We start from the raw sequence: 25,382 nt of genomic DNA, 5'->3' as shown, positions 1-25,382 counted from the left end.
TAATGAACATTTGTTTCCAAGTCAATACGAGTGTACATTCAACACACTCGTCGGACCTGTTATTCCTTACCGTGCTTTAGCGCTTGTGAACAAACATTGGTCTGATATAAAAAACAAATGTTCTGCCTGGTGTTTCAAAATGCAACACAACAAAATCATTGTGGGGGCATGCGGTGCGGAACTTGATACAAGCGTTCGAACGGCCTGGCATTCGTTGGGAATGACTGGGGGGAGGAGAAAACTATGGACGCATTTCTAAGCGGCCTGAAATCTGCCATCGATACGTTGGGAGCGACGGTCCTGCTCCCCATCGTCATTTTCATTATTGCCGTGGTTCTTGGCGCAAAGGTGGGCAAAGCCTTCCGTGCGGCCGTCACCATCGGCGTCGCCTTTATCGGTATCAACCTCGTGCTGGGGCTGATGTTCACTTCCATCGGCGAGGTGGCTCAGGCCATCGTTACCAATACGGGCATCAAGCGCGACATCGTTGATGTGGGCTGGCCTTCGGCTGCCGCCATCGCGTTCGGTTCGTCCGTGGGCCTCTGGGTGATTCCGGTCGGCATACTGGTCAATATCGTGCTGCTTTTGATGCGCTGGACCCGCACGCTCAATGTCGACGTGTGGAACTTCTGGCACTTTGCCTTTGTCGGTTCGCTCGTCGTCGCCGCAACGGACAATCTGGCCTATGGCATTATCGTTGCCGCTCTTGTTGCCGCTCTGTCGCTTCTGTTCGCTGACTGGTCGGCACGCGCCGTGCAGCAGTTCTACGGCGTTCCGGGCGTTTCGGTACCACATCTGGCATCGGCGCAGATTCTGCCGATCGCTATTGTGCTCAACTGGATCATGGATCGCATTCCTGGCATCAACAAGATCCACATCAGCACCGAAACCATCGAGCGCCGCTTCGGTGTCTTCGGTGAGCCTGTGGTTCTGGGCCTGATCATCGGTCTCGTGCTCGGTCTGATCGCTTTCTACAATGCAGGCGATTTTGGCCATGTGCTGGCCAAGGTGCTCGGCACCGGCATGACGCTTGCCGCGGTGATGCTGCTTCTGCCGCGCATGGTCAAAATCCTGATGGAAGGCCTGCTGCCGGTTTCTGACGCCGCACAGGAATTTGTGCGCAAGCGCACCGGCGACCGCGAACTGCTGGTTGGTCTCGATTCGGCAATCCTGATCGGCCACCCGGCTGCAATCTCGTCGTCGCTGATCCTCGTGCCGATTGCGATCATCCTGTCGGTGATTCTGCCGGGCAACCGCGTCATCCTGTTCGCCGATCTCGCGGTTATCCCGTTCATCGTCGCCATGACTGCGCCGCTGTTGAAGGGCAATGTGTTCCGCATGGTTGTCGTCGGTACGGTAACGCTCGCCATCGGCTTCTATGTGGCCAATGCGCTGGCTCCGCTCTTCACGAGCGCTGCCGTCGCGTCCGGCTTCAAACTGCCGGAAAACGCGCTGCAGATCACTTCTGTTGTCGACGGCTTCCTGTGGGTGCCTTATGTCATCATCGCCGCAATCCAGTGGTTGGGCGTGGTCGGCATTGCGGCTCTCGCAGTCGTCATCGCAGTGCTGTTCATTCTCTATCGTCGCAACACCGATGGTTGGGAACGGGCAGCCGGTGCAGAAGACGAGCCAGCCGAGCAGAACAACTGGTAAGGCGTAAAAGCAATACTGGCCGCATACCGCAAAAGGTATGCGGCTATCTGAAATGGAGGATGGAATGGCGAACGGCCTGATGGCTTTTCTTGACCCCGAAGCAATAGAGCTGCAGAGCGAGGCCAAAACCAATGAGGAGATCATCCGTGTTCTGGCAGCAAAGCTGGAACGGCTCGGCTATGTAAAGCCAAGCTATGCGGATGCGGTCGTGAAGCGGGAACAGACCATGCCAACCGGTCTGCCGCTGGAGCGCGAAGAAAACGTCGCCGTTCCGCATACCGATCCTGAGCATGTCCTGAAAGCGGGCATCGCTTTCGCTACGCTGAAATCTCCCGTCATCTTTTCCAATATGGAAGATCCGGAAGAGGAAGTGCCTGTCGGGTTTGTTTTCCTGCTCGCCATCAATGACAAGGACAAGCAGATCGAGACCTTGCAACAGGTTATGGCGACGATTCAAAATGAAGACGCGCTCGAGAATTTGAAGAAAGCGCGCACGTTGGGCGACGTGGAAGCCGCGCTCGGTTAACCGGAGGAAACACAATGGCCAAAATGAAAACGATTCTCTTTGCCTGCGGCACCGGCGTGGCAACATCCACCGCTGTGAATGCTGCCGTCACCGAAGAAATGAAAAAGCGCGGGCTGACCTTCAACGCTCAGCAGGCAAAGGCTACCGAAGTGCCGTCTCTGGCTGACAATGTCGATTTTATCGTCTCGACGACGCCGATTTCCGCCTCAGTTGAAAAGCGGGTGATCAAGGGTCTCGCTTTCCTGACCGGTATCGGCAAGGATAAGGTTCTGGACGAAATCGAGGCCGAACTGCGCAAGTAATTTCGCCGCAGAGGCCTTAGCTGAATTGGATAGAGCGCTTTCGTGTAAGATCACGAAAGCGCTCCATCTGTTTAAATTATCTGTATTTCGCGCTTCAGTTCTGAACGGAATGACCGATGCGACGAAGCATTTCGGCAGCACTTTCCTCGTCGGTGATGAACACTGTTGGGCGCAGAAGCTTCATCGCGCCGAGTAGCGCTTCAATCTTTTCTTTGCCGCCGGATGTCAGGATGCGTTGCTGTGCATTCTGCAAGCTTTCGATACTGGCGGACATGACGCGTTCGTGGACAGGATCGTCGACGATACGGCCATCGGCATCGTAGAAGTGGAACAGAACGTCACCGACAGCGCCATTGGCGAGCAGTGACAGCTTTTGCTGGTCATCCACGAGTCCCACGCGGTAGGACGTGCTGCTGGCTGTTTCGATGCCGCCGATGCTGAGAAGCACCATGTCGAGATCTTCGGCCATGTCCAGAACCGTATCGAGGCCACAGCGTTCGATAAGCGCGGTGCGGGTCTCTTTGCTGTCCACAAGGGCAGGCGCGGGGATAAGGTAGCCTTCGCCCTGGAACATCTGCGCGAACTGCCAGGCAAACTCCGGAGGGTTGGAGCGTCGTGGCTGCACAATGCCGCCCAGCAGGGAAATGACCTTCAAATCATTGACCGGGCGCGAGCCGATATGCTGCAAGGTGCTGGACAAGGTGCGGCCCCAGCCGACGCCAATGCGCATGCCATGCTGGATTTTTTCCGACAGATAGGCGCCTGTCGCAGCGCTGATCGGGGGAATCGGGTCGGTCTCGGCAGAAGACAGGGGCGCGACAATGGCCTGTTCCAGTCCGAATGCCTTTTCAAGCGCGGCTTCCAGCGCAGTCAATGCGGAGAGCTTGCCTTCGATGGTGATCTTCACCTCGTTGCGGGCCCGGGCATCGGCGAGAAGACGCACGATGGTTACGCGACCGACACCCAGCGCATCGGCAATATCGCTCTGGGTCATCTGCTCGACGTAATACATCCACGCCGCACGGGTTCTCAGGCGGCTGGTGCGGTTTTCCGCTGCAACGCCTTCGGATCCTACCAGAAGGTCGTTGGTTTCAGCTGCGCTGCGTTTCCCCTTGGCGGTCTTTTTCAAATCGATTCCCCAAAATTCTTACAGTTTGCGTCTTTGTGATATGGAACCTATTGCTTTTCCGGGACGAGGAAAACAATACTTCTTTTGTATCGGTTAAGATACGATTGTTGACCTCGCAAGGAGGGACGGATCAGCATGCTGCGCACACTTTCCGATGAAATCGCTGTCAATCTGAAAGACCGTCTGCGCGACGTGCGCTATGTGATAAGGCGTGCCCGGCAAACTGCGCGTGCGCCCGAAAACAACCTGCCTGCACCGGAAGCGCTTCTGGGCCATGCCGCAGGCGTGATGGATACGGCGCTGACCGCCGCCGAAGCGATCTCGATTTCGTTCATCTCGTCCGAACCGGCCAAACATCATGGCGCGCCGCAGATGCGCAGCCTTTCCTTCTATTTTGGCACCGGCGCGGAAGGCGCACGCGGTTTCCGTAGCGATATGTATTATTTCCTCAAGGGAACGATGCGCCGTTACGGACTCGAAAACGCACTCATCCACGAAGCGGCTTTTTCCGTGATCCACGGGCGTCTGCTGCGCAAACATGCGGACGTTCTGCGCGATACAGAAACGGTTGCCCAGGCGCTGACCGCGCTGTTTCTGGAGTCTCTGGACGAAAAGCCTGTTCGCTCGATGTCGTCGGAAGCCTCGTGCGATCCTGAAAATCTGCGCAAGGCGGAAGTGATCGGTCTTGCCGCCGCTTGTCTGTCCTGCGGGTTGGCGACTGTAAAGCCTGCGGACCTCGCCGATATCGATCCGCTGGACAGCGTGTTCATGGTGTTGGAAGCACGGTATGAGCGGCTGGTGATTGCGGCGGAGACCCGCGACGCGAAGAAGCTCGAAACCCTCTTCGCGACGCTGATTGCTCATCTACCTTAAGTCGCCAAATAGGTCGGCGATGATCTTCTTGGCGCGGGGAATGGAAGCCGGGCTCATGCTGAGCTCGGTCAATCCCATGCGGATAAATTCCGGAATCAGATCCGGCTTGCCTGCCGCTTCACCACACATGCCCACCATGATGCCCGCCGAGGTGGCTGCTTTTGCGGTCATTTCGATGGCCGCCATCACGGCTGGATGATGCACGTCATTGAGTTTTGCAACTGTCGGGTTTAGCCGGTCTGCCGCCATCACATATTGCGTCAGATCGTTGGTGCCGATGGAGAAGAAAGCAGATTCCTTGGCCAGCTGATCGGCGGCAAAAACCGCTGCCGGTGTTTCGATCATCACGCCCAGTTCAAACATGCCATACGACTTGCCTTCCGCCGCCAACTCGCGCTCGCATTCGGCAATCAACACCTTTGTCGCCCGGATTTCCTCAATATCGGACACCATCGGCAACATGACTTTCAGATTGCCATGCACGGCAGCGCGAAGCAGGGCGCGTAATTGCGGCTTGAACACTTCCGGGCGGTCAAGGCACATGCGGATACCGCGCCAGCCGAGAAACGGGTTTTCCTCTTCGGGAAACTCGATGCCAGCGACAGGCTTGTCGCCGCCGATATCGAGCGTGCGGACAATCACGGACTGCGGTGCGAAAGCCCGCAGAAGTGCCGCATAGGTTTCCATTTGCATGTCTTCAGACGGCAAATGGATATGCTTCATGAACAGAAGTTCGGTGCGGAAAAGGCCGACGCCCATCGCGCCCGCCGTCTGGGCAGCTTCGATTTCCTCCAAAGCGCCAAGATTGGCCGCAACCTCAATCGTCACGCCATCGGCGCGGCGTGGGGTGTAATCACGATACTTGTCCAGCGCACGCTGTTCTTCCGTGGCCTTTGCAATGCGGCTTTCGATATCAGCCAGTACGGTGGTATCCGGGTCGTGATGAACAATACCGGCGCTGCCATCGACCGCGACCTTGCGTGCCGTCTTCAACGTATGAACGGCGTCTCCCAATCCCAGCACTGCCGGGATTCCGTGCGTGCGCGCGATGATCGCGACATGCGAGGTCGCACCGCCATGGCCGCAAACCACGCCGCGAATGCGCTTCAGCGGTGCGCGCGCCAGATCCCACGCGCCAATGTCTTCGGCAATCAGAATCGCACCATCCGGCAGTCCGTCGAGGTTGAGGTCTTCCTGACCGAGCAAGGCGAGGCAAATCTGGCGGCTGATCGCATGCACGTCATCAGCGCGTGCATTCAGATAGGGATCGTCGAGGCTTGCAAACTGCTGGGCGACCGTCGAGGCGGCACCGAGCGTCGCGGAGACGGCATCCATACCGCCGCGAATGAGTGCAATTGCTTCGTCCCGCAGGCTGTCGTCGGAGGCAATGTCCTTCAAAGCGGCAACGATGCCGCGATCACTTTCGGCGAGATCACCGCGCGCGAGCGAATGTTCCATCCGCGCCTGAACGGTCGCGACAGCGGCCTCATAGCGGCTGATTTCCGGTCCGATTTCGTCTGCTGCCAACTTGCCGGTTCCCGGCGTGATTTCGGCAGGGAAAAATGGAAATGCCTCACCAAGCGAAAGACCTTCGCTGGCGGCAACGCCCTTGATCTGCCCTTCCGGCAACGATGTAATCGCAACACTTGCAACCGGCGCGACAATGACGGGAGCAGCTTCTGTTGCCGCGTCAACAGCCGCGCCATCGCTTTCCTCAAGCCCGGCACGCGGGTTTTCGAGATAGCCGATCAGCGCTTCAAGCGCCTCGATAGCGTCGGCACCTTCGGCGCGTACGGTAACTTCGTCATTTTCCTTTACGCCGAGCAGCATGAGTTTGACGGAGCTTTTCGCGCTCACACTTTTGCCGCTCTTTGCGATCTCGATATTACACTCGAACCCCTTGGCGAGCTTGACGAAACGGGTTGCGGGGCGCGCATGCAGCCCTTCATGCACCCGGACGATGGTGGAGCGTTCCATTTGAGAGCCTTGGATCATGAATGCTTCTTGAGATCAGTCGCTGATGACGATCGTATGTCCTTCGCGCAGCACGGCAACCAGAGCGGCGCCATCAACTTCGCTGGCACAGATTTCGCCCGGGCGATCGGTCGAGTCGGCACCGGTAAACGATATGACCACGTGACCGATGTCACGCACTTTCTGCCAGGCGCTTGTTCCGACGGCCGTGATGCGCGCCGTCAGATCGCCAATGGCGATAAGCGCGCCAACCGGCGGTGCGGATTCCTGCGGGCCGTCTTCGACAGCGTGCATCACCGAAACTTCCGCCAGCTCGGGCGGGGAGCCCTCGGCAAACAGGATCAGAACGCCGCCTTCGGCGAGATCAGCCACTTCGGGTCCGATTGCGGTGATCCGTGTCTTGAGATGTATCGCCATGGCGGCAGTCCTTTTCAATTTCACTCAACCGACATCCTCCAATAAATGGGGAGATGAGGATGTCGAATAATAAAAGGTAGGTATTGGGAGGAACGGCTCGCCGCTTTGATGCGACGAGCCAGTTTGCGTCAAAGCACGGCGAGGCTGACGAGCCAGGCGATGAGCACCGAAACAGGGCCCATGATCTGGCGGCTGATCAGGATCGCAGGCACGCCGATTTCAATCGTCTTCGGCTTGGCTTCACCGAGCGCCAGACCCACCGGCACGAAGTCGCAACCGACTTGCGTGTTGTAGGCGAAGAGCGCGGGCAGGGCCATTGCCGGAGCGATGGTGCCATTGGCAATTTGCGGGCCGATGATTGCCACACCCACCACCTGCGCGATGACTGCGCCCGGTCCGAGAATCGGAGACAGGAATGGCAGGCCGCAGATGGCCGACAGAACGAGCAGGCCGACGATATTGTTGGCGAGCGGTCCCATTGGCTGGGCAAGAATATCGCCGATGCCTGTGTAAAGGATGAGACCGATTAGCATCGTCACGAACGCCATGAATGGCAGAACGTTGCGGATCACCTGATCGATGGTGCGGCGACCAGCATTGAAGAAAATGCCGACCACGCGACCCATGGCGCGCCCGATGCGGCTGATAAAGCCGACAAGGCCACCATCGTTCGACGTATCAACAGGCGCTGCCGGCTTTTCTTCGGCCTTGGCGGCGGCAGCTCCAACGGAGGCAGCGGCGGCCGGAGCCACGGAGCCATCGGCAGGAACAACATTTTCCGGTTTCACGCCGGAGACATAAATGTCTTCGGTGATGAACTGCGCCAGTGGGCCGGATTGGCCGACGGGCGTCAGATTGACGGTCGGGATGCGCTTGCGCGGATAGACGCCGCAACGTGCGGTGCCGCCGCAATCGACCACCACAACGGCCATTTCGCTTTCAATGGGCGGCGCGCGGAAACCGTCTACGGCTTCGCCACCGGTCATTTCGGCGATCTGCTTGGCGAGTGGATGAATGCCGCCGCCGGTCACGGATACGATTTTGTTGCGCTGCTCGGTCGGCTGAATGACGAGCGGGCCGCCCCAACCACCGGAGCCGTGAGAAATTTTGACTGACTTATAGGTCTTGGCCATGATGTCCTCCCGCGCGCCTTAGAGCTCGACGCCCTGACGGCGCGCCATGATGGCGGTGATGCGTTCGGTGAGCATGCCCTTGAGCAGGATCACGACGAGGCCGACGAGGGCGTACCAGATGGCCACATTGATGTGATATCCATTGGGCACGGCACCCTTCTTTTCCAGCTCAAGCAGAGCCACGAGCACGCCGCCCCAGACGAAATATTCGCCGGGATTGATATGCGGGAACAGGCCAAGCGGCGGATGCACATAGGACACTGCCGCATCGTAGAAGGCAGGCTTATGCTTTTCCTCAAGGAACGAACCGAAGGTATAGGCCATCGGGTTGGTCAGGAAGAACACCGACAGAACCGGCAGAACCGTATAGCGGGTCAGCGCGATACGGCCTGCGCCCTGTGCAAGACCATGCACGCGCTTTTCGCCAACCAGTTCGGTGATTGCGTAGAAGGCGGTCATCAGAACCACCAGCGTCGGAATGATACCGGTCACGAAACCGGAAAACACTTCGCCGCCCTTCTGGAAGATGCCGATGAAGTGCTTGCCGATAGAGGCAAGCCAGCCCAGCTGTTCTTCCTGCGTGACGTGTTGCAGACGCTCCTTGAACTGATCGACAGTCAGATTGTCCGCGCCGGTCGCCTGTGCAAGCTGCACAAGGTTATGGCTGCCATGTTCGACGGCAACCTTGCCGTGAAACACCGCGTCCGTTGCCATATTGGCTGCCATCTGGCTGGCCACATGCAAGGATTGTAAGGTCGTATCGGCGCCTTGCGCCAGCATTGCAGCTATAGACATTTCTCCTCCTCGACGCCCGTCCTCGTCGGGCGATACCCCTTAAGCATTTCCACCCGCCAGGACATTGGAAGTGCTCTATGTGTTTGTTTTTAATCACTTCCAGATTGGTCACGCTCTCAGGCGTGAGCCAGTTTCAGTCCTTCGAGAGACGCGCCGTCGGATTGTTCCCTGATGCGGTCGATCTGGTCCATCGCCTGCTTTGCAGCAGCGTTGACGGGCGATTTTTCGAGCGCTTCCTGTTCGCGCCGCAAGGCGTTGAGCGACATGCCCTCATACGCTTCCTGCCGCTTGAATTTCGCAAACACGGTTCGCCCGCTCATTTCCAGGAAACGGCGGATTTTCAGGTCGCGGTCGACCACAATCATGACAATGACGCCTTTGCCGAAGCGCCCGCGCACATGGCCGGCACCGACGAATCCGTCAGAGTAGCGAGATGTGACGCCTTTCAGCACGTCGGAGTAATGGCGCATCTGAAACCAGACGCCCAGCGACTGGATTCCCCATAAAAGAGCCAAAGCCAGTAAAGCCCATTGCCAGATAGCCATTTTCTCCTCCTCCACCGGAGGCTTGATGCGTCTTCGGGCGCCTCCAGTCTCCGTCTCTTCACAGAACATTTGTTTTCTTAAATGTCAATATGTATAATTATGAGGTGAATATCGATGGAAGGATAAGCTGACAACAGTAGTGGTTTCGCATATGGTCTGTCGGCGTTGGAGGCGTGGAATATGGATTTGCTTTTGAAGAACCAGATGGCATCGATGCCGGACTTGCGACGTCGCTTGCGGCAGTTGCGCTGGTTCAGGGCGACGTTTCGTAAACACGCCAGCCTTCTCCATGATGTTTATGGCGTTGATTACGACATCGACGAGCAGAAACTGACGGAAGCTTTTCTGAACTGGGTTGAGCTGGTCGAGCAAAACAAACGTTATGCCAAGGTGGACCGCAAGGATTTCATCACCTTTGCCGCCGGTCTTGTTCTGCGTGAGCTGATCCGCCTGTCGCCTGCCAGAGCGCTATCGATCCCGAAGGCAACCGAGGGTGAGAGCACGCCGCAACACGATATTATCGCCTTCTGGCCAGAAGGGTTTCTCTATACCAACTACTGTATCTGCGCGATTGCCGCTGTGCAGGAGCAGGAATTTGGCGTGGCGCAGGATATCGACGCCTGCGCGGATGATCTGCGGACCTGGTGGTCTTATCGGGAAAACGTGGCCGACATGCCGGGCTATGCAATAGCATTCCTCGACAAGTTTCTGGGCGGCGAGCCAAACTGGGTCATGCCCGATCTGGCATCGGCCCGCGTTGCGGTTCAGCGCGCGCTTGGCGCACAAAATCCGTCAGGCGCGATAAAGGGTTAGCACTTTTGACGATCCGGCCCGTCAGCTTGACGGGCGCGGAGGCAAACCGGCGCGAGCGCGCATCTTGTCGAGCAGGGCTGCTGCAATCGGCTCGTAATTTTCGTCGAAGTGGTGACCGCCAGCCAGTTTCATGACTTCCATGCCCTTCAGCTCTTTTGCCGTGCAGGCGGTGTCCTCTTCTTCTTCGCCATAGACGCAGACGACGCGGTCGAGCGGAATGCTGGAAATCGCTGGAACGACATCCTTGTCACCATCCATGCCAAGCCAGCCTTCGATGGAAACCTGGAAGGTCGTCGTGGTTTCGACGCCGAGCAGGCCGATCATTCTGGTGCGGTCCTGAATGGACGGATCGAGATATTTCCACGCGAAGGGGAATGTGTCGGCTCCGAAGGAATAGCCAAGCACGGCAACCGGCAATTTGCCGGTCGGGTCGGCCTTTTTGATCATGGCCGTCGTGTCCTTGGCGATTTCTTCCGGTGTGCGTTCGGACCAGAAATAGCGTAGCGAATCGACGCCGATGACATGCACGCCATGGGCCTGCAGCCATTCGCCGATAGATTTGTCGAGATCGCGCCAGCCCCCGTCACCGGAATAGAACACCGCGACCATATCGGCATTGGCGCCCTTGGCGGGAAGATCGACGATAGGCAGAGCTTCGTTCTTGGCGTCCTGATCGGCCATGGCGACGATATTATCCACCGCCATTTTCATGCGTGTCGGGAAATCCTTCCCGCTCTGGAGAACGGCAATGTTCTTTTGCCGGGCGTCGACCGGGTTGTTGGTTTCGCCACCGGGAGGGCTCATCACCAGCGCAGGCGCAGGTATCTGGGCATCATAGGCGTAAGTGAAACCGCCATCCGGTGCCTTCGTCGAGGCTGCCTTTTCTGTGCAGGAGGGCAGGCGCGTCTTGGCGGGAGCCGGGTCGAGCGAGACGGCACCCGCAATGGTTGCATCGGGTGAATCAGAGGCGGCGGCATAGGCGATGGTTGCGCCCTGGCCGATGCCGGTCAGCACCGGATGGAAATAGACATCGAGATCAAGTCCGCGCAGCGCTTCCTTGGCAATGGCCTCGAAATCGGAGTCGAGATAGTTGCACTCTCCATCTTCCTTATCGAGCGAAGCGCGCCATGGGCCGAGTTCAACCGGCAGAACGATCATGTTCCTGGCCAGCAGCGCATCCGTATAGGCACGCTCCTTCTCGCCGATGCCTGCCTCGTCGCTGAGCAGGATCGTAAGCCCGACCGGGTCGCCGTTCGGCATATAGACCGGGATGTTCGACAGCCGTTCGGCGCTTGCATGAATGACCGGTTCTTCAGAACCCGTGAGTTTGGTCCACATGCGGGCGATCTTGCCGGTGTGCAGCGATCCGTAAACGCCCGCCGCTCCAAGCAGCACGAGCCCGACCACGGTAAAGAGAACGCGTTCTTTCTTCATTTACGGATGAACTCCAATGGGCTGCCATTAATCAGGGTTGTCGCATCGAGTAGGGCGCGTGGTGTTTCCAGTCCGCCGGGGCAGACCATATAATGCGGAGTCCAGACAGGATCGAATTTTTCCTTGAAGGCTTTCAACCCGTCGAAATGATAGAGATCGGCACCGCGCTTGTAGATGAAAGAGCCGAGCCGGTTCCAGCGCGAGGCGAGCCTGCTTCCGCTCAAGCCGGAAAGCGGGGCCGCACCGAGATTGAACCATTTGTAGCCTTCGGCCTTGCTGGTCATCAAAAGCTTGGCGAACAGCGCGTCCATCAGCAGTTTATGCACATTGGGCATATAACGCATCAGGTCCACGGTGATTTCATGCTTGTCAGCGCCACGCCACAAATTGGCGAAAGCAACGATTTCGCCTTCATGTTTCAGCACGGCGACGTCGAAGCGCTTCATATAGTCGTCGTCGAAGTAACCGAGCGAAAATCCTTTTTCGCTGCCGGACTTGAAGTCGAGCCAGACATCGGAAATTTCACGCAGACGCGGAATAAGCGGTGCAACTTCGGCAGCCGGGATGATTTCGAAGGTGAAACCGTCCTTGTCGATCTTGCGATCGGCATAGCGGAATGGCTGGCGGCGTGGCCCGTCGAGCGAAAAGTCCGTGAGGTTGACGCGGGCGACTTCGCCGAGTTTCAGCGCGACCAGTCCCATATCCAGAAATAGTGGCAGGCTTTGCGGGCCAACGCCGTAGAAAACCGTGCGAACGGCCAATTTGTCGGCAAGTGCGTGAAACGACCATGCCGCTTCCTTGCCGGTTTCAGGATTGCCGATTGGCTCGCCGAGCGCGATCAGGCTGCCGCCGGACTGCGCATACATGATAAATGCGCTGTTATCCGGTGCCATCAGGAACTGCTTGTCGCCCAGCATGGCCAGTGCGGCATCTGTGTGCGGGCATTCCGCAACCAGATTTGGCACGGCTTCCGGAATGGAATAATCAACTTTACGCCTGCGGTGGCTGTTGCGGTTGATGATCGAATGCAGGCCGACAGCTGCGACCAGTGCAAAGACCAACACGGTTGCACGCAGGAAGCGGGGCGCATTGCCGCTCCACGCAAAATCCCACCACAGATCGCTTGAATATTCGACATGGCGATAGACGAAGAAGCCCAGCCATGTGGAAACGAGCACGGTCGTGCCGACCGTGGTGATCCAGTTCCAGCTTAGCTCGAACGGTCCGGATATGGGGCGGCGATAGAAGGAATCACGGAAGCTCCAGAGAGTCGCGGCGAAGATGCAGAGAATGACGGCTTCTTCCCAATCGAGGCCCTTGGCGAGCGAAAATACAGCGCCGCTGAGCAGAAGCGCCATGGCAGCCACCCATGCCCGCTCCAGCCGCTTGGAAAGGCCGCGCGCAACGATAAGCAGCGCGACGCCGACAAGGCTTGCCGCCAGATGCGACATTTCCATCAGGAATTCCGGCACGATGTCGGACAAAAGTTCGACGCGATAGCGCAAATTGGGTGTTGCACCCGAAATGAGCAGGATGATGCCGCCCAGAAAGATGATACCGGCGGAGAGGCTCGGCACCAGCGGCTCGAACAGCCGTTTGGCGAAGGCCGCCTGTTTACCGAGCATATGCCGCCGCCGCATGGCTTCCCAGACGAGAATGCCAGCCGTTGCAACGACCAGCGGCATGACCGTGTAGATGATACGATAAGCGAGCAGGGCGGCAATGGCATCCGGTTTTCCGCCAAGGCCAAGCCCCGCGATGATGGTTGCCTCAAAGGCTCCGAGACCACCGGGCGCATGGCTGGCGATGCCGAGAACAATTGCGATGACATAGACAAGCGCGAATACGGCGAAGCTTGGCACAGCGCCGGATGGCATCAAGACATATAGGGTTGCGGCGGCGGCACCCACATCGACCAGCCCAGCAAAGATCTGGATCAGCGCGCCTTTGGAATTGGGAAGGCGCAGGCTGAAAGACCCGATTCTGACGCTGCGCTCACCATGCGACAGCCAGTAGATGAGCCAGCCAATACCTCCGAGGATAACGATACCGGCCACGATATCGATGCGCGAATCGATGGTGGATAGCCACGGCACGTCCTGCGGATCGATGAGGAGTGCAGCCCCGACCATGATAATCAGGGCAAACCAGATCGCAAACCATGATGTGCCGACGATCTTGCCGATATCCGCAAGGCTGACGCCTTCGGCGGCATAGATGCGATATCGCAGCGCACCGCCGGTCAGAAGCGAAAAGCCGAGCGCATTGGAAATCGCATAGCCCGCAGCACCGGCGACGGCAGCAATGCGACGCGGTATCTGGTTTGGCGCGATGGTATCGACCGCGACGACGTCGTAAAGGGCGACAGCCGCATAGCTCAGCACCGTAAAGAAAATCGCGAGCGCGAGTGTCGTCCAGGAAATGCTATGCAGCGCCGCAAGCGTTTCCGACCGCGACGTGTGCTGGAGCATTGTCTCCAGAACATAAATCGCCAGCAGCGCGATGGCGATGCCCGCTACCGGAAACAGAAAATGCTGGTATCGTCTCAGCCAGCCAAAAGGTCTGGGCGATACTGTTGTCTGGATGGAAGGTGCATCATCATCAATCAAGCTCATCGGTGCATTGTTCCGTTGGAGCAATTAAATAATTTATATTAAGGCGCGGAATGATCCTGATTTAGGGCAAACTTGTGATCTAACGAGATGTTCCATTGAAAATATTCAATGGTAATCACAACTTGGTCTATATAAGCCTTCGGATAGCCGGGGCAGCAAGCAATTTGACGAACGAATGAGGTTATCGTGCTCGATGTTTCCTATATGACGGCGGCTGGTGCGGGTGCCCTGTCCTTTTTATCGCCCTGCGTTCTTCCGCTGGTGCCCCCTTATCTTTGTTACATGGCTGGCGTGAGCGTCGAGGATTTTCGCGCCGACAAGGCCGCGCGTGTCGCCGCCGAGCCTTCCGCGCGCCGCTCGCTCGCCTTTGCTGCAATCTGCTTCGTGCTCGGTTTTACCACTGTTTTTGTAGCGCTTGGCGCTGGTGCATCGTCCATCGGCGCATTCCTGCGCGCATGGCAGCAGGAGATCGCCATTGTCGCCGGTCTCGTGATTATACTGATGGGCCTCAATTTTCTGGGGCTGCTGCGCCTGTCGTTCCTGTCACGCGAGGCGCGCTTTCAGGCGCGCAATGCCCCGGCGTCGCCGCTTGGCGCCTATGTCATGGGGCTGGCCTTCGCCTTTGGCTGGACACCGTGTATCGGCCCGGTTCTCGGCCCAATCCTGACACTGGCTGGCGGCAGCAGCACCGTTGGCGAGGGCGCGCTTCTGCTTGCAGTCTATTCGCTGGGGCTTGGCATTCCGTTCTTGATCGCAGCACTCTTTTCCGGCGCCTTCATGCGCTTCCTGTCTCGCTTCCGCGTGCATCTCGGCAAGGTGGAAAAGGCAATGGGCGCGCTGCTGGTTGTTGCAGGCGTTCTGTTTTTGACAGGCGGTATGCAATCCTTCTCATTCTGGCTACTGGAGACGTTCCCGGTCCTCGGGCGGCTTGGCTAAATCCGTAAGCTTCCTTATACGCTTTCGTGATAAAGCGGATGAACACCACGTATTTCTGGATAATGTCATGACAGATCGTACTTGCCTTTCCATCGTGCTTGCTGCCGGCGAAGGCACGCGCATGAAATCCAGCTTGCCGAAAGTATTGCATGCGGTCGCGGGGTTGCCGTTGGTCTGTCATGTTGTCAAAGCGGTGCAGGGGACAGGCAAAAGCGATGTCGCGCTGGTCGTCGGACGCGGTGCGGAAGATGTGCGCGGCGCGGTCGAGAAAATCGCAGGCCCGGTTTCGGCATTCGAACAGACGGAACGTCTCGGTACGGCCCATGCCGTGCTTGCCGCGCGTGAAGCGATTGCCAATGGCTATGACGATCTGCTGATCGTGTTTGGCGATACGCCGCTGATTGAAGCGCAGTCCCTGCAAGCGGCGCGTGCGCGTCTGGCCGATGGTGCGGATATTGTGGTGATCGGCTTCCGCCCGGCAAGCCCGCATGGCTATGGCCGCCTGATCGAAGAAGGCGACCAGCTGATCGCCATTGTTGAGGAAAAAGAAGCGACTGACACCCAGAAGCACATCGGCTTCTGCAATGGCGGCTTGATGGCGGTGCGCGGAAGCGAGGCATTGGCCCTGCTGGATGCAGTCGGCAATGACAATGCCAAGGGCGAATATTACCTCACTGATATCGTGGCCATTGCACATGACAAGGGCTTGAACGTAACGGCGATCGAAGTGCCGGTTGATAATGTCATCGGCATCAACAATCGTGCAGAACTCGCCGAAGCCGAAGCCATCTGGCAGAACCGCAAGCGCCGCGAGATGATGCTGGCCGGCGTAACGCTGATTGCGCCCGAAACGGTGTTCTTCAGCCATGACACGCTGGTGGAAGCCGATGTGATTATTGAGCCCAACGTGTTCTTTGGTCCTGGCGTGCATATTGCGTCGGGTGCGCTCATTCACTCCTTCTCGCATATGGAAGGCGCGAATGTTGGTCCCAATGCCGAAATCGGGCCTTTCGCGCGTCTGCGTCCGGGTGCCAAGCTCGGCGAGAAAACCAAGGTCGGCAATTTCTGCGAAGTGAAGAATGCCGATGTGCGAAAGGGCGCCAAGATCAATCACCTGACCTATATCGGTGATGCGACAGTCGGCGCATCCAGCAATATCGGGGCTGGGACGATCACCTGCAATTACGACGGCTACAATAAATATAAGACGATCATTGGCGAAAACGCCTTTATCGGCTCCAATTCTTCTTTGGTGGCCCCGGTGGAAATCGGCGACAACGCCTATATCGCATCCGGCAGCACAATCACCGACAATGTTCCCGCTGACGCACTGGCATTCGGTCGCGCACGGCAGGAAACCAAGGAAGGTCGGGGAAAGATCCTGCGGGAGAAGTATGCCGCCATCAAAGCGGCTAAAACCTCATCGAAGTAAATCAACTATCTGACGACCCGAGCGAGGATGGCGTGACTTGCCGTTCCGCTCTAGACTCTTTAAACCGGCTGGCAAAAGCAAGCGACCCAGATCTGGAGCAGATGCATGTGTGGAATTATCGGTATTATCGGCAAGGATGAAGTCGCGCCGCTTCTGGTCGATGCTCTGAAACGACTGGAATATCGGGGTTACGATTCCGCCGGTATCGCCACTTTGCGAGGCGGCAGGCTCGACCGTCGCCGTGCCGAAGGCAAGCTGGTCAATCTGGAAAAGCGTCTGGCCGGTGAACCGCTTCCCGGTGTGATCGGCATCGGTCATACACGCTGGGCAACGCATGGCAAGCCGGTGGAGCGTAATGCGCACCCGCATATCACCGAGCGCCTTGCAGTAGTTCATAACGGCATTATCGAGAATTTTGCCGAATTGCGCGCCATGCTCGAAGCTGAAGGCCGCAAATTCCAGACCGAAACCGATACGGAAGCCGTTGCACATCTTGTGACGCGTGAGCTGGATAAGGGCAAATCGCCGGTTGAGGCCGTCCGCGATTGCCTGCCGTTGCTTCATGGTGCTTTCGCACTCGCATTCCTGTTTGAAGGCGAGGAAGAACTGCTCATCGGCGCCCGTCAGGGACCGCCGCTCGCCGTCGGCTATGGCGATGGTGAAATGTTCCTCGGTTCAGACGCGATTGCGCTGTCGCCCTTCACCGACACAATTGCCTATCTGGAAGATGGTGACTGGGCTGTGCTTACCCGCAAGGGCGTCACCATCTATGACGAAAGCAACAATCAGGTCGAGCGCACGATCCAGAAGACGCAGACTGCCAATATGCTGGTTTCCAAGGGCAATCATCGTCACTTCATGCAGAAGGAGATGTTTGAACAGCCGGAAGTGATCTCGCACACGCTTGCCAATTATCTGGATTTCACCACCGGCAAGGTGCGCCAGGAAGCTGTTGGCGTTGATTTCAGCAAGGTGGATCGTCTGACGATCTCGGCTTGCGGTACGGCATTCTATGCCGCATCGGTTGGCAAATACTGGTTCGAACAGATTGCCCGTCTGCCTGTCGATAGCGATATCGCATCGGAATTCCGCTATCGCGAAATGCCGCTGTCGAAGGATTCGCTGGCGATGTTTGTTTCGCAGTCCGGCGAAACGGCGGATACGCTGGCATCGCTACGTTATTGCAAGTCGCAAGGCTTGAAGATTGCTGCCGTCGTCAATGTCACCGGCTCGACCATCGCGCGTGAATCCGACGCCGTGTTCCCGACGCTTGCAGGTCCGGAAATTGGCGTTGCCTCTACCAAAGCCTTCACCTGCCAGCTTTCGGCCATGGCATCGCTCGCCATTGCTGCTGCCAAGGCGCGTGGCGCGATTGACGATGCGCGCGAACAGGAACTGGTGCGCCAGCTTTCCGAAGCGCCGCGTTTCCTCAATCAGGTGCTGAAACTTGAAGACGAGATCGCTGCAGTTTGTACAGAGCTCGCCAAGGTCAATCACGTCCTCTATCTCGGTCGTGGCACATCCTTCCCGCTTGCCATGGAAGGCGCGCTGAAGCTCAAGGAAATCTCCTATATTCACGCCGAAGGCTATGCCGCTGGCGAGTTGAAGCATGGACCTATCGCGCTGATCGACGAAGCCATGCCGGTCATCGTCATTGCACCGTCCGACCGTCTTTATGAAAAGACAGTCTCCAACATGCAGGAAGTGGCCGCTCGTGGCGGTCGTATCATCCTGATCACCGACAAGAAGGGCGCGGAAAGCGCCAGTGTTGATACGATGGCGACCATTGTTCTGCCGGACGTGCCGGAATTCATCACGCCGCTGGTCTATGCGCTGCCAATCCAGATGCTGGCCTACCACACCGCTGTCCTGATGGGCACCGACGTGGATCAGCCGCGCAATCTGGCGAAGTCGGTCACGGTTGAATGAAATCAGTCTATTATAGGGCTATCTTTATAAAATGATTGAAGTGGCCGCGCGAGCGGCCATTTTGCTATCCAGCTCTCAGCAGCCTTATCGCCTCATCGCGTCCGAAGAGATAGAGAAGCACGCGCAGTGCCTGTCCGCGGTCGGATTCCAGATCGGGATCGCTGGTCAAAACATACCGGGCGTCCTTGCGGGCGATTTCCAGCAGATCGCCATGCGCTTCGATGGATGCCAGACGGAAACCCGGCGTGCCGGACTGGCGGGTGCCAAGCAACTCACCTTCGCCGCGCAGTTTCAGATCTTCTTCGGCAATGCGGAAACCGTCTTCTGTCTCGCGCATGACCTTCAGTCGCGCCTGACCGATTTCGCCCAGCGGTCCCTTGTAGAGCAGGAGGCAGGTCGACGGTTTGTCGCCGCGCCCCACGCGCCCGCGCAACTGGTGCAACTGCGACAGGCCAAACCGTTCGGCGTGTTCGATCACGATGATGGTTGCGTCGGGCACGTCCACACCAACTTCAATGACGGTGGTGGCAACCAAAAGCCGCGTTTCGCCCTGCTTAAAGGCGCGCATGGCTTCGTCTTTTTCGGTGCCATTCATGCGGCCATGAATAAGGCCAATCCGGTCGCCAAAGACGGATTTGAGGCTTTCGAAACGCTCTTCCGCGGAAGTTAGTTCAACGACCTCGGATTCCTCCACCAGCGGGCAGATCCAGTAGATTTTCTGCCCTTCCTGCACCGCTTTGCGGATACGCTCCACCAGTTCGCCCATGCGCTCCATCGGCAGGATTGCCGTGGTGATGGGTTGACGTCCGGCGGGCTTTTCGGTCAGCTTGGATACGTCCATATCGCCGAAAGCGGTCAGAACCAGCGTGCGCGGGATCGGCGTTGCCGTCATCACCAGCATATCGGGGGCTGAGCCCTTTGCCGTCAGCATCAGACGCTGATGCACACCGAAACGGTGCTGCTCGTCGATGATGACCAAAACGAGGTCGTGATACTCGACCTTCTCCTGAAACAGCGCATGCGTGCCGATGACGATATTGACCTCGCCGCTCTTCAAGCCTTCCAGCACGGCGTTCCGGTCGCGGCCCTTCTCGCGGCCCGTCAGCAGGGCAGCTTTCAGCCCGGCTTTTTCGGCGAGCGGCGCAATGGTCGCAAAATGCTGGCGGGCGAGCACCTCGGTCGGGGCCATCAGGGCGGATTGACCGCCGGATTCCGCAGCATGCGCCATGGACAGCAGACCCACCACCGTTTTGCCGGAGCCAACATCACCCTGCAAAAGCCGCAACATGCGCTCGGGTGATTTGAGGTCCGCGATGATTTCGCGAACGGCCTGATCCTGTCCCTTGGTCAAGCTATAGGGCAGGTGGTGCATGATCTCGGTTACGATACGGCCCGTGCCTTCCAGCGGACGGCCCGACAATCGGCGTGTCTTGGCACGCACGAGGGCAAGGGCAAGCTGACCGGCCAGAAATTCATCATAAGCCAGCCTGCGCCGCGTGATGCCTTCAAGCGCAATGTCGGAAGGGTCTTCCGGCTGGTGCAAAGTGTTGAGTGCATCCTGGAAGCCCGGAAAACGCTCGCGCGCCAGCAAGGGGCCGTCTATCCATTCGGGCAGCAGTGGAACACGCGTCAGCGCTTCCTTGACGGCTCGCCCCAGTGTTTTCGGCGAAAGCCCAGCTGTCAGCGGATAGACCGGCTCGACCATCGGCAGATTGGCGGCGTCTTCGAGGCTCGCAATATAATCCGGATGCACCATGGAGGCGCGCCCGTTGAACCATTCCACCTTGCCGGACACGATGACGGTTTCGCCTTCGGGCAGCATCTTGTGCAGCCATGGCAATTGCGCATGGAAGAAAGTCAGCGCAATCTCGCCGGTGTCGTCGTGGGCGAAGACGCGATGCGGGACATTTCCTCTGCCGGGCGGCGCTGGCTGGTGCTGATCGACCACCACTTCCAGCGTGACAATTGCGCCTTCCTGCGCAAGCGCAATGCCGGGACGGTTGCGCCGGTCTATGACGCTGTTTGGCGGCAGGAAAAGGAGTTGGCCGACTTTCGGTTCCGCGCCGGGCACATCTGTGCCCAGAAGTTTACCAAGCAAAACCGCAACTTTCGGGCCAATGCCGGAAAGCGAACGGACGGAAGCGAAAAACGGATCGAGCATGGATGGACGCATGGCGGCGAGCATTAACTGCTTCGCTGTCAGGTGCAAGCCTGTGCCATCATCTTTTCGTGCTCTTTTTGTTCTTGTCTCATAAACAGGTTCCCTGTTCGGTCCCAGATGCTATATACCGGCAGCGATTTTGATAAATGGAGCAGTTCCGACATGACTGGCAGCACACTTGCGGCGGGAAATCTGGATGTACGGCGTCGCAAGCTTTTGTTTCGCGCCTGGCATCGCGGCATGCGCGAGATGGATTTGATTCTGGGCCAATATGCGGATGAGTATATGGTTGGCTTTACCGATCCCCAGCTTGATGAGTTCGAACAGATTCTTGAAGTGCTGGACCGTGATCTTCTTAAATGGGTGACGGGTGAAAGCCCAATTCCGGCAGAACATGACACACCGCTTTTCCGCGATATCGTCGCTTTCCGTGACCGCATAGAGTTTTAAAAAATCCATGCCCGTTTTCAGCAAATTTGGTCTCAAGCCCAATACGGATACGAAAGCTGGACGCCACATCGTCATTGATGGTGTTGCCGATGGCTTCGAGGCGTTCTGTCTCGCGCGTCTGGTGGATGAGATCGGCGAACGCGGGCCCATCATGTATATCGTGCGCGACGGCCAGCGCATTGCCGATCTGGAGCAGGTGTTGGGCTTTGTTGCGCCGGATCTGCCGGTGCTGCATCTGCCAGCGTGGGACTGCTTGCCCTATGATCGCGTATCGCCCGGGGCCGACGCATCGGCGCGCAGGCTGACCGCGCTTGGCGCGCTGGCGGCGCTCAAGAAGACACCGCATCCGGCCATCGTGCTGACTACGGCCAATGCCGTGCTGCAAAAACTGCCTCCACAGGCGGCAATTGCCGAGCAGGTAATTTCAGCTCGCCCCGGTAATCAGCTCGACATGAACGATCTGGCTTCACGGCTGGAGCGCAATGGCTTCGAGCGTGTGTCGACCGTGCGCGACATCGGCGAATTTGCCGTGCGCGGCGGTATCCTCGATCTTTATGCGCCGGGTGCAGAAGAACCTCTGCGCCTCGATTTCTTCGGCGATACACTGGAAACGATCCGCGCTTTCGATCCTGCTTCGCAGCGCACGACGGGCACGCGCAAGGAATTCGTGCTGCAGCCGATGAGCGAAATCACGCTCTCAGCCGACATGATCAGCCGTTTCCGCAAGAACTACGTGGCGATGTTCGGCGCACCGCAGCGCGACGATGCGCTCTATCAGGCGATCAGCGAAGGCCGCCGTTTTGCCGGTATGGAACACTGGCTGCCACTGTTCTACGATCATCTGGAAACAGTTTTCGATCATGCGGGCGGCATGCCGGTGGTGTTCGACCATCTCGTGCATGAAGCGCTGACCGAGCGCCACACCATGGTGGTGGATCATTACGAGGCCCGGCTGCGTCAGGCTGAAGGCAAGGAAGCCGGTAGTGATGCCGTGCCCTATAAGCCGGTCAAGCCGGAAACGCTCTATCTCACACCGCAGGCGGTCGAGGATGCGGTGCAGGCGAGCGGGTTGCGCATCGACCTTACGCCTTTTGGCGCGCCGGACGTATCGAACCGCACCATTGTCCATGCCGATGCGCATAAGGGCCGCAACTTTGCCGAGGAGCGCGCTGCAACTGATGTGAACCTGTTTGAGGCGGCGGTTAAGCACATTGCGGATCTGCGCGCATCGGGCAAGAAGGTTCTGGTTGCCGCCTGGACCGAAGGCTCGCTCGACCGACTGTTGCAGGTTCTCGACGAGCACGGGCTGGAAAAGATCGAGACGGTTGACCGGCTCTCAACGGTCAAGGCGCTGTCTCGTGATAAGATCACCGCAGCGGTTCTTGCCGTCGAAAGCGGCTTCGATGCCGGTGATCTCGCCGTCGTTGCCGAACAGGATATTCTGGGCGACCGCCTCATCCGCCGGTCCAAGCGCCGCAAGCGCGATCAGGATTTCATCTCGGAAGTGGCTTCGCTGACGGCTGGCGATATTGTCGTCCATGTCGATCACGGTATCGGTCGGTTCATTGGCCTTAAGACGATCACGGCTGCGGGCGCGCCGCATGATTGCCTTGAACTTCACTATGCAGGCGATGACCGGCTATTTCTGCCGGTCGAAAATATCGAACTTCTCTCGCGCTACGGGTCGGAAGGGTCCGATGCGGTTCTCGACAAGCTTGGCGGTGGCGCATGGCAGATGCGCAAGGCCAAGCTCAAGAAACGACTGCTTGAGATTGCGGGCCATCTGATCCAGATCGCAGCCGAGCGCCAGATGCGCGGCGCGCCGGTGATGACGCCGCCGGATGGGCTTTATGCGGAATTCTCTGCCCGCTTCCCCTATGACGAGACCGAAGACCAGATGACCGCCATCGAGGCGGTGGCTGACGATCTTGCCGCGGGCAAGCCGATGGATCGACTGATCTGCGGCGATGTCGGTTTTGGCAAGACGGAAGTTGCACTGCGCGCTGCCTTCATCGCGGCGCTCAACGGCGTTCAGGTCGCGGTCGTGGTACCGACGACGCTGTTGTCACGCCAGCATTTCAAAACCTTCTCCAAGCGCTTTCATGGCCTGCCGATTACCGTCGCTCATGCCTCGCGGCTGGTTGGCGCGAAGGAGCTGGCTGCGACCAAAAAAGGTCTGGAAGAGGGCACGGTTGATATCGTCGTCGGCACCCACGCGCTGCTCGGCAACTCGATCAAGTTCAAGAATCTCGGCCTGCTCATCATCGATGAGGAGCAGCATTTCGGCGTCAAGCACAAGGAAAGGCTCAAGGATCTGAAATCCGATGTGCATGTGCTGACCCTGTCGGCAACGCCAATCCCGCGTACCTTGCAGCTTGCGCTCACGGGCGTGCGCGAACTCTCGCTTATTACCACGCCGCCGGTGGATCGCATGGCGGTGCGCACCTTCGTTTCGCCATTCGACCCGCTCGTCATTCGAGAAACGCTGCTGCGCGAACGCTATCGCGGTGGTCAGAGCTTCTATGTCTGCCCACGTATTTCCGATCTGGGTGACATCGAAGAATTCCTGAAAGAGCATGTGCCGGAACTTAAAGTCGCCGTCGCGCATGGTCAGATGGCGCCGGGCGTGCTCGACGACATCATGAACGCCTTCTATGACGGTCAGTACGATGTGTTGCTTTCCACGACCATTGTGGAATCCGGCCTCGATATTCCGACCGCGAATACGATGATCGTGCATCGTGCGGATATGTTTGGTCTGGCGCAGCTCTATCAGTTGCGGGGTCGTGTCGGGCGCTCCAAGCAGCGCGCATTCGCGCTCTTCACGCTCCCAGCGGGCAAGATGCTGACGCAGATGGCGGAACGTCGCCTGAAAGTGCTGCAATCGCTGGATACGCTTGGCGCTGGCTTCCAGCTTGCCAGCCACGATATGGATATTCGCGGCGCGGGCAACCTGTTGGGCGAGGAACAGTCTGGCCATATCAAGGAAGTCGGTTTCGAGCTTTACCAGCAGATGCTGGAAGAAGCCGTTGCGACGCTCAAGGGTTCCGGCGAAGTGGAAGATAGCCAGTGGTCGCCGCAGATCGCCATTGGCACGGCGGTTATGATCCCCGAAGCCTATGTGCCGGACCTGCAATTGCGCCTCGGCCTTTATCGCCGCCTTGCCGATCTGGAAGAACCACAGGATATCGATGCATTTGGCGCAGAACTTATCGATCGATTCGGCCCGATGCCGGAGGAAGTGCAGCACCTGCTCAAGATCGTTTATATCAAGGCGCTCTGCCGTCGCGCCAATGTCGAAAAGCTGGATGCCGGCCCGAAGGGCGTCGTCATCCAGTTCCGTCATGCGACGTTCAACAACCCGGTCGGTCTGGTGAAGATGATTGGCGAGCAGGGTTCTATGGCCAAGATCAGGCCGGATCAGAGCATCGTGTTCATCCGCGACTGGGCGACGCCGGAAAAACGCCTCAACGGCTCGGCTGTCATCATGACACAGCTGGCAAAAATCGCGGCGGGTTAACCCGCCGCGATAATCAGATTAACGATCTTCGGCAATCCCCGGCTCGAAGCCTTCCGCTGTCTGGCGGATGGCGTCAGCAAGAACATCGGCTGTCTGTGCGCCCATGACGGCATATTTCTGATCGATGATGAAGCAGGGAACGCCGCGTACGCCGATGCGGTTGGCGGTGTCGATTTCCTCGCGAATTGTCGCCTTGTCGGCGTCGCTTTCCAGCAGACGGGCGACAACGGCTGCATCCATGCCGACGCTTGCCGCAGCATCGACCAGCACTTCATGGTCGCCAATGTCCTGTCCCTGCTCGAAATAGAGCGAGAACAGTGAGCCGACGAGCTTGTTCTGCGTGTCTGGCGCGGCCTGGGCCGCCCAGTGGATAACACGATGCGCATCGAGCGTGTTGGGTGCACGGGTGATAGCTTCGAAATCGAACACAATTCCGTTTTCGTCGCCCAACTCGGTCAGTTGCTTGTGAATATCGTCGATCTTCGAACCGTTGCCGAATTTCTCACGCATATAGACGCCACGGTCCTTGCCTTGTGGCGGCAGCGTCGGGTCGAGCTGAAACGGACGCCAGCGAATTTCCGCTTCCACTTCGGGTAGCATGGCGAGTGCATTTTCAAGCCGCTTGCGCCCGAGAAAGCACCATGGGCAGACAACATCGGACACAACGTCGATGGTGATTTTCTTTTCACTCGTGTTTTCGCTCATGGGGATGCTCCGTGTGGTTGCGGGAGGCTGTGCCTCCCGC

20 protein-coding genes are annotated in these 25,382 nt (G+C 58.1%); 10 read left to right on the top strand and 10 right to left on the bottom strand.

Features of this window, described 5'->3' with window-relative positions:
• Positions 1-243: 243 nt before the first annotated feature.
• From FHW03_RS10735 to FHW03_RS10725, 3 genes are all read left to right on the top strand, one after another.
• Positions 244-1,653, top strand: a complete 1,410-nt coding sequence (locus FHW03_RS10735) for a PTS galactitol transporter subunit IIC (protein ID WP_078340330.1) — start codon at positions 244-246, stop codon at positions 1,651-1,653.
• 64 nt (positions 1,654-1,717) lie between these two features.
• On the top strand, positions 1,718-2,179 hold the full coding sequence (locus tag FHW03_RS10730) for a PTS sugar transporter subunit IIA (RefSeq protein WP_182520618.1): 462 nt from the start codon (positions 1,718-1,720) through the stop codon (positions 2,177-2,179).
• A 14-nt stretch (positions 2,180-2,193) separates the two neighbouring features.
• On the top strand, positions 2,194-2,481 hold the full coding sequence (locus FHW03_RS10725; protein ID WP_151589104.1) for a PTS sugar transporter subunit IIB: 288 nt from the start codon (positions 2,194-2,196) through the stop codon (positions 2,479-2,481).
• A gap of 94 nt (positions 2,482-2,575) precedes the next feature.
• On the opposite strand, the gene FHW03_RS10720 is transcribed toward FHW03_RS10725, so the two are convergent.
• On the bottom strand, positions 2,576-3,610 hold the full coding sequence (locus FHW03_RS10720; protein WP_182520617.1) for a sugar-binding transcriptional regulator: 1,035 nt from the start codon (positions 3,608-3,610) through the stop codon (positions 2,576-2,578).
• Positions 3,611-3,745: 135 nt separating this feature from the next.
• On the opposite strand from FHW03_RS10720, the gene FHW03_RS10715 reads away from it, so the two are divergent.
• Complete coding sequence (locus FHW03_RS10715; RefSeq protein ID WP_182520616.1) at positions 3,746-4,483, top strand: hypothetical protein; 738 nt, start codon at positions 3,746-3,748, stop codon at positions 4,481-4,483.
• On the opposite strand, the gene ptsP is transcribed toward FHW03_RS10715, so the two are convergent.
• The 5 genes from ptsP to FHW03_RS10690 form a co-directional block, all read right to left on the bottom strand.
• On the bottom strand, positions 4,475-6,460 hold the full coding sequence (gene ptsP, locus FHW03_RS10710) for a phosphoenolpyruvate--protein phosphotransferase (RefSeq protein WP_182520839.1): 1,986 nt from the start codon (positions 6,458-6,460) through the stop codon (positions 4,475-4,477). The two genes, FHW03_RS10715 and ptsP, sit on opposite strands and share 9 nt — an antisense overlap.
• Positions 6,461-6,493: 33 nt before the next feature.
• On the bottom strand, positions 6,494-6,874 hold the full coding sequence (locus FHW03_RS10705) for a PTS glucitol/sorbitol transporter subunit IIA (protein WP_182520838.1): 381 nt from the start codon (positions 6,872-6,874) through the stop codon (positions 6,494-6,496).
• A 128-nt stretch (positions 6,875-7,002) separates the two neighbouring features.
• Positions 7,003-8,007 (bottom strand): PTS glucitol/sorbitol transporter subunit IIB, encoded by a 1,005-nt coding sequence (locus FHW03_RS10700; protein WP_182520615.1) that lies wholly within the window; start codon positions 8,005-8,007, stop codon positions 7,003-7,005.
• A gap of 18 nt (positions 8,008-8,025) precedes the next feature.
• On the bottom strand, positions 8,026-8,802 hold the full coding sequence (locus FHW03_RS10695; protein ID WP_182520614.1) for a PTS glucitol/sorbitol transporter subunit IIC: 777 nt from the start codon (positions 8,800-8,802) through the stop codon (positions 8,026-8,028).
• A gap of 116 nt (positions 8,803-8,918) precedes the next feature.
• Positions 8,919-9,347 (bottom strand): transcriptional regulator GutM, encoded by a 429-nt coding sequence (locus FHW03_RS10690; RefSeq protein WP_182520837.1) that lies wholly within the window; start codon positions 9,345-9,347, stop codon positions 8,919-8,921.
• A 180-nt stretch (positions 9,348-9,527) separates the two neighbouring features.
• On the opposite strand from FHW03_RS10690, the gene FHW03_RS10685 reads away from it, so the two are divergent.
• Positions 9,528-10,160, top strand: a complete 633-nt coding sequence (locus FHW03_RS10685; RefSeq protein ID WP_182520613.1) for a hypothetical protein — start codon at positions 9,528-9,530, stop codon at positions 10,158-10,160.
• A 21-nt stretch (positions 10,161-10,181) separates the two neighbouring features.
• On the opposite strand, the gene FHW03_RS10680 is transcribed toward FHW03_RS10685, so the two are convergent.
• Both FHW03_RS10680 and mprF read right to left on the bottom strand, forming a co-directional pair.
• Positions 10,182-11,594: a virulence factor family protein gene (locus FHW03_RS10680; RefSeq protein ID WP_182520612.1), complete on the bottom strand. Its 1,413-nt coding sequence runs from the start codon at positions 11,592-11,594 to the stop codon at positions 10,182-10,184.
• The gene (mprF, locus tag FHW03_RS10675) at positions 11,591-14,209 is read right to left on the bottom strand and encodes a bifunctional lysylphosphatidylglycerol flippase/synthetase MprF (RefSeq protein ID WP_182520611.1); all 2,619 of its coding nucleotides are present in this window, start codon (positions 14,207-14,209) and stop codon (positions 11,591-11,593) included. Before mprF ends, FHW03_RS10680 begins: the two co-directional genes overlap by 4 nt.
• A 186-nt stretch (positions 14,210-14,395) precedes the next feature.
• Between mprF and FHW03_RS10670 the strand changes: the two genes are divergently transcribed.
• The 3 genes from FHW03_RS10670 to glmS all read left to right on the top strand — a co-directional run bounded on the left by FHW03_RS10670 (position 14,396) and on the right by glmS (position 18,506).
• Positions 14,396-15,145 carry a cytochrome c biogenesis CcdA family protein gene (locus FHW03_RS10670; RefSeq protein ID WP_182520610.1) on the top strand — a complete coding sequence of 250 codons (750 nt, stop codon included), beginning with the start codon at positions 14,396-14,398 and terminating at the stop codon, positions 15,143-15,145.
• A 67-nt stretch (positions 15,146-15,212) separates the two neighbouring features.
• Positions 15,213-16,577 carry a bifunctional UDP-N-acetylglucosamine diphosphorylase/glucosamine-1-phosphate N-acetyltransferase GlmU gene (gene glmU, locus FHW03_RS10665; RefSeq protein WP_182520609.1) on the top strand — a complete coding sequence of 455 codons (1,365 nt, stop codon included), beginning with the start codon at positions 15,213-15,215 and terminating at the stop codon, positions 16,575-16,577.
• 105 nt (positions 16,578-16,682) lie between these two features.
• The gene (gene glmS / locus FHW03_RS10660) at positions 16,683-18,506 is read left to right on the top strand and encodes a glutamine--fructose-6-phosphate transaminase (isomerizing) (protein WP_182520608.1); all 1,824 of its coding nucleotides are present in this window, start codon (positions 16,683-16,685) and stop codon (positions 18,504-18,506) included.
• A gap of 64 nt (positions 18,507-18,570) precedes the next feature.
• Here the strand turns inward: glmS and recG are convergent, their stop codons facing one another.
• Positions 18,571-20,691 carry an ATP-dependent DNA helicase RecG gene (recG, locus tag FHW03_RS10655; protein WP_182520607.1) on the bottom strand — a complete coding sequence of 707 codons (2,121 nt, stop codon included), beginning with the start codon at positions 20,689-20,691 and terminating at the stop codon, positions 18,571-18,573.
• Positions 20,692-20,829: 138 nt separating this feature from the next.
• Here recG and FHW03_RS10650 point away from each other — a divergent pair, with 138 nt between their 5' ends.
• Both FHW03_RS10650 and mfd read left to right on the top strand, forming a co-directional pair.
• Positions 20,830-21,117 (top strand): succinate dehydrogenase assembly factor 2, encoded by a 288-nt coding sequence (locus FHW03_RS10650; RefSeq protein WP_182520606.1) that lies wholly within the window; start codon positions 20,830-20,832, stop codon positions 21,115-21,117.
• Positions 21,118-21,124: 7 nt separating this feature from the next.
• Positions 21,125-24,637 (top strand): transcription-repair coupling factor, encoded by a 3,513-nt coding sequence (gene mfd, locus FHW03_RS10645; RefSeq protein ID WP_182520605.1) that lies wholly within the window; start codon positions 21,125-21,127, stop codon positions 24,635-24,637.
• An 18-nt stretch (positions 24,638-24,655) separates the two neighbouring features.
• On the opposite strand, the gene FHW03_RS10640 is transcribed toward mfd, so the two are convergent.
• Positions 24,656-25,342, bottom strand: coding sequence for a DsbA family protein (locus FHW03_RS10640; RefSeq protein ID WP_182520604.1), 687 nt, complete (start codon positions 25,340-25,342; stop codon positions 24,656-24,658).
• Positions 25,343-25,382 lie beyond the last annotated feature (40 nt).

This window comes from Ochrobactrum sp. RH2CCR150, assembly GCA_014138095.1.
Lineage (GTDB): Bacteria > Pseudomonadota > Alphaproteobacteria > Rhizobiales > Rhizobiaceae > Brucella > Brucella gambitense.
Note: the sequence above shows the minus strand (reverse complement) of the source record. Positions and strands in the feature narration are given on the sequence as shown.

Bases quoted from the DNA above. Each gene is read 5' to 3' on its own strand.
- FHW03_RS10680 (WP_182520612.1), bottom strand. From the start codon at position 11,594: ATGAAGAAAGAACGCGTTCTCTTTACCGTGGTCGGGCTCGTGCTGCTT.
- glmU (WP_182520609.1), top strand. From the start codon at position 15,213: ATGACAGATCGTACTTGCCTTTCCATCGTGCTTGCTGCCGGCGAAGGC.
- FHW03_RS10695 (WP_182520614.1), bottom strand. From the start codon at position 8,802: ATGTCTATAGCTGCAATGCTGGCGCAAGGCGCCGATACGACCTTACAA.
- FHW03_RS10650 (WP_182520606.1), top strand. From the start codon at position 20,830: ATGACTGGCAGCACACTTGCGGCGGGAAATCTGGATGTACGGCGTCGC.
- mprF (WP_182520611.1), bottom strand. From the start codon at position 14,209: ATGAGCTTGATTGATGATGATGCACCTTCCATCCAGACAACAGTATCG.
- FHW03_RS10730 (WP_182520618.1), top strand. From the start codon at position 1,718: ATGGCGAACGGCCTGATGGCTTTTCTTGACCCCGAAGCAATAGAGCTG.
- FHW03_RS10715 (WP_182520616.1), top strand. From the start codon at position 3,746: ATGCTGCGCACACTTTCCGATGAAATCGCTGTCAATCTGAAAGACCGT.
- FHW03_RS10725 (WP_151589104.1), top strand. From the start codon at position 2,194: ATGGCCAAAATGAAAACGATTCTCTTTGCCTGCGGCACCGGCGTGGCA.
- recG (WP_182520607.1), bottom strand. From the start codon at position 20,691: ATGCTCGCCGCCATGCGTCCATCCATGCTCGATCCGTTTTTCGCTTCC.
- FHW03_RS10690 (WP_182520837.1), bottom strand. From the start codon at position 9,347: ATGGCTATCTGGCAATGGGCTTTACTGGCTTTGGCTCTTTTATGGGGA.
- mfd (WP_182520605.1), top strand. From the start codon at position 21,125: ATGCCCGTTTTCAGCAAATTTGGTCTCAAGCCCAATACGGATACGAAA.
- FHW03_RS10685 (WP_182520613.1), top strand. From the start codon at position 9,528: ATGGATTTGCTTTTGAAGAACCAGATGGCATCGATGCCGGACTTGCGA.
- FHW03_RS10705 (WP_182520838.1), bottom strand. From the start codon at position 6,874: ATGGCGATACATCTCAAGACACGGATCACCGCAATCGGACCCGAAGTG.
- FHW03_RS10735 (WP_078340330.1), top strand. From the start codon at position 244: ATGGACGCATTTCTAAGCGGCCTGAAATCTGCCATCGATACGTTGGGA.
- FHW03_RS10640 (WP_182520604.1), bottom strand. From the start codon at position 25,342: ATGAGCGAAAACACGAGTGAAAAGAAAATCACCATCGACGTTGTGTCC.
- ptsP (WP_182520839.1), bottom strand. From the start codon at position 6,460: ATGGAACGCTCCACCATCGTCCGGGTGCATGAAGGGCTGCATGCGCGC.
- glmS (WP_182520608.1), top strand. From the start codon at position 16,683: ATGTGTGGAATTATCGGTATTATCGGCAAGGATGAAGTCGCGCCGCTT.
- FHW03_RS10700 (WP_182520615.1), bottom strand. From the start codon at position 8,007: ATGGCCAAGACCTATAAGTCAGTCAAAATTTCTCACGGCTCCGGTGGT.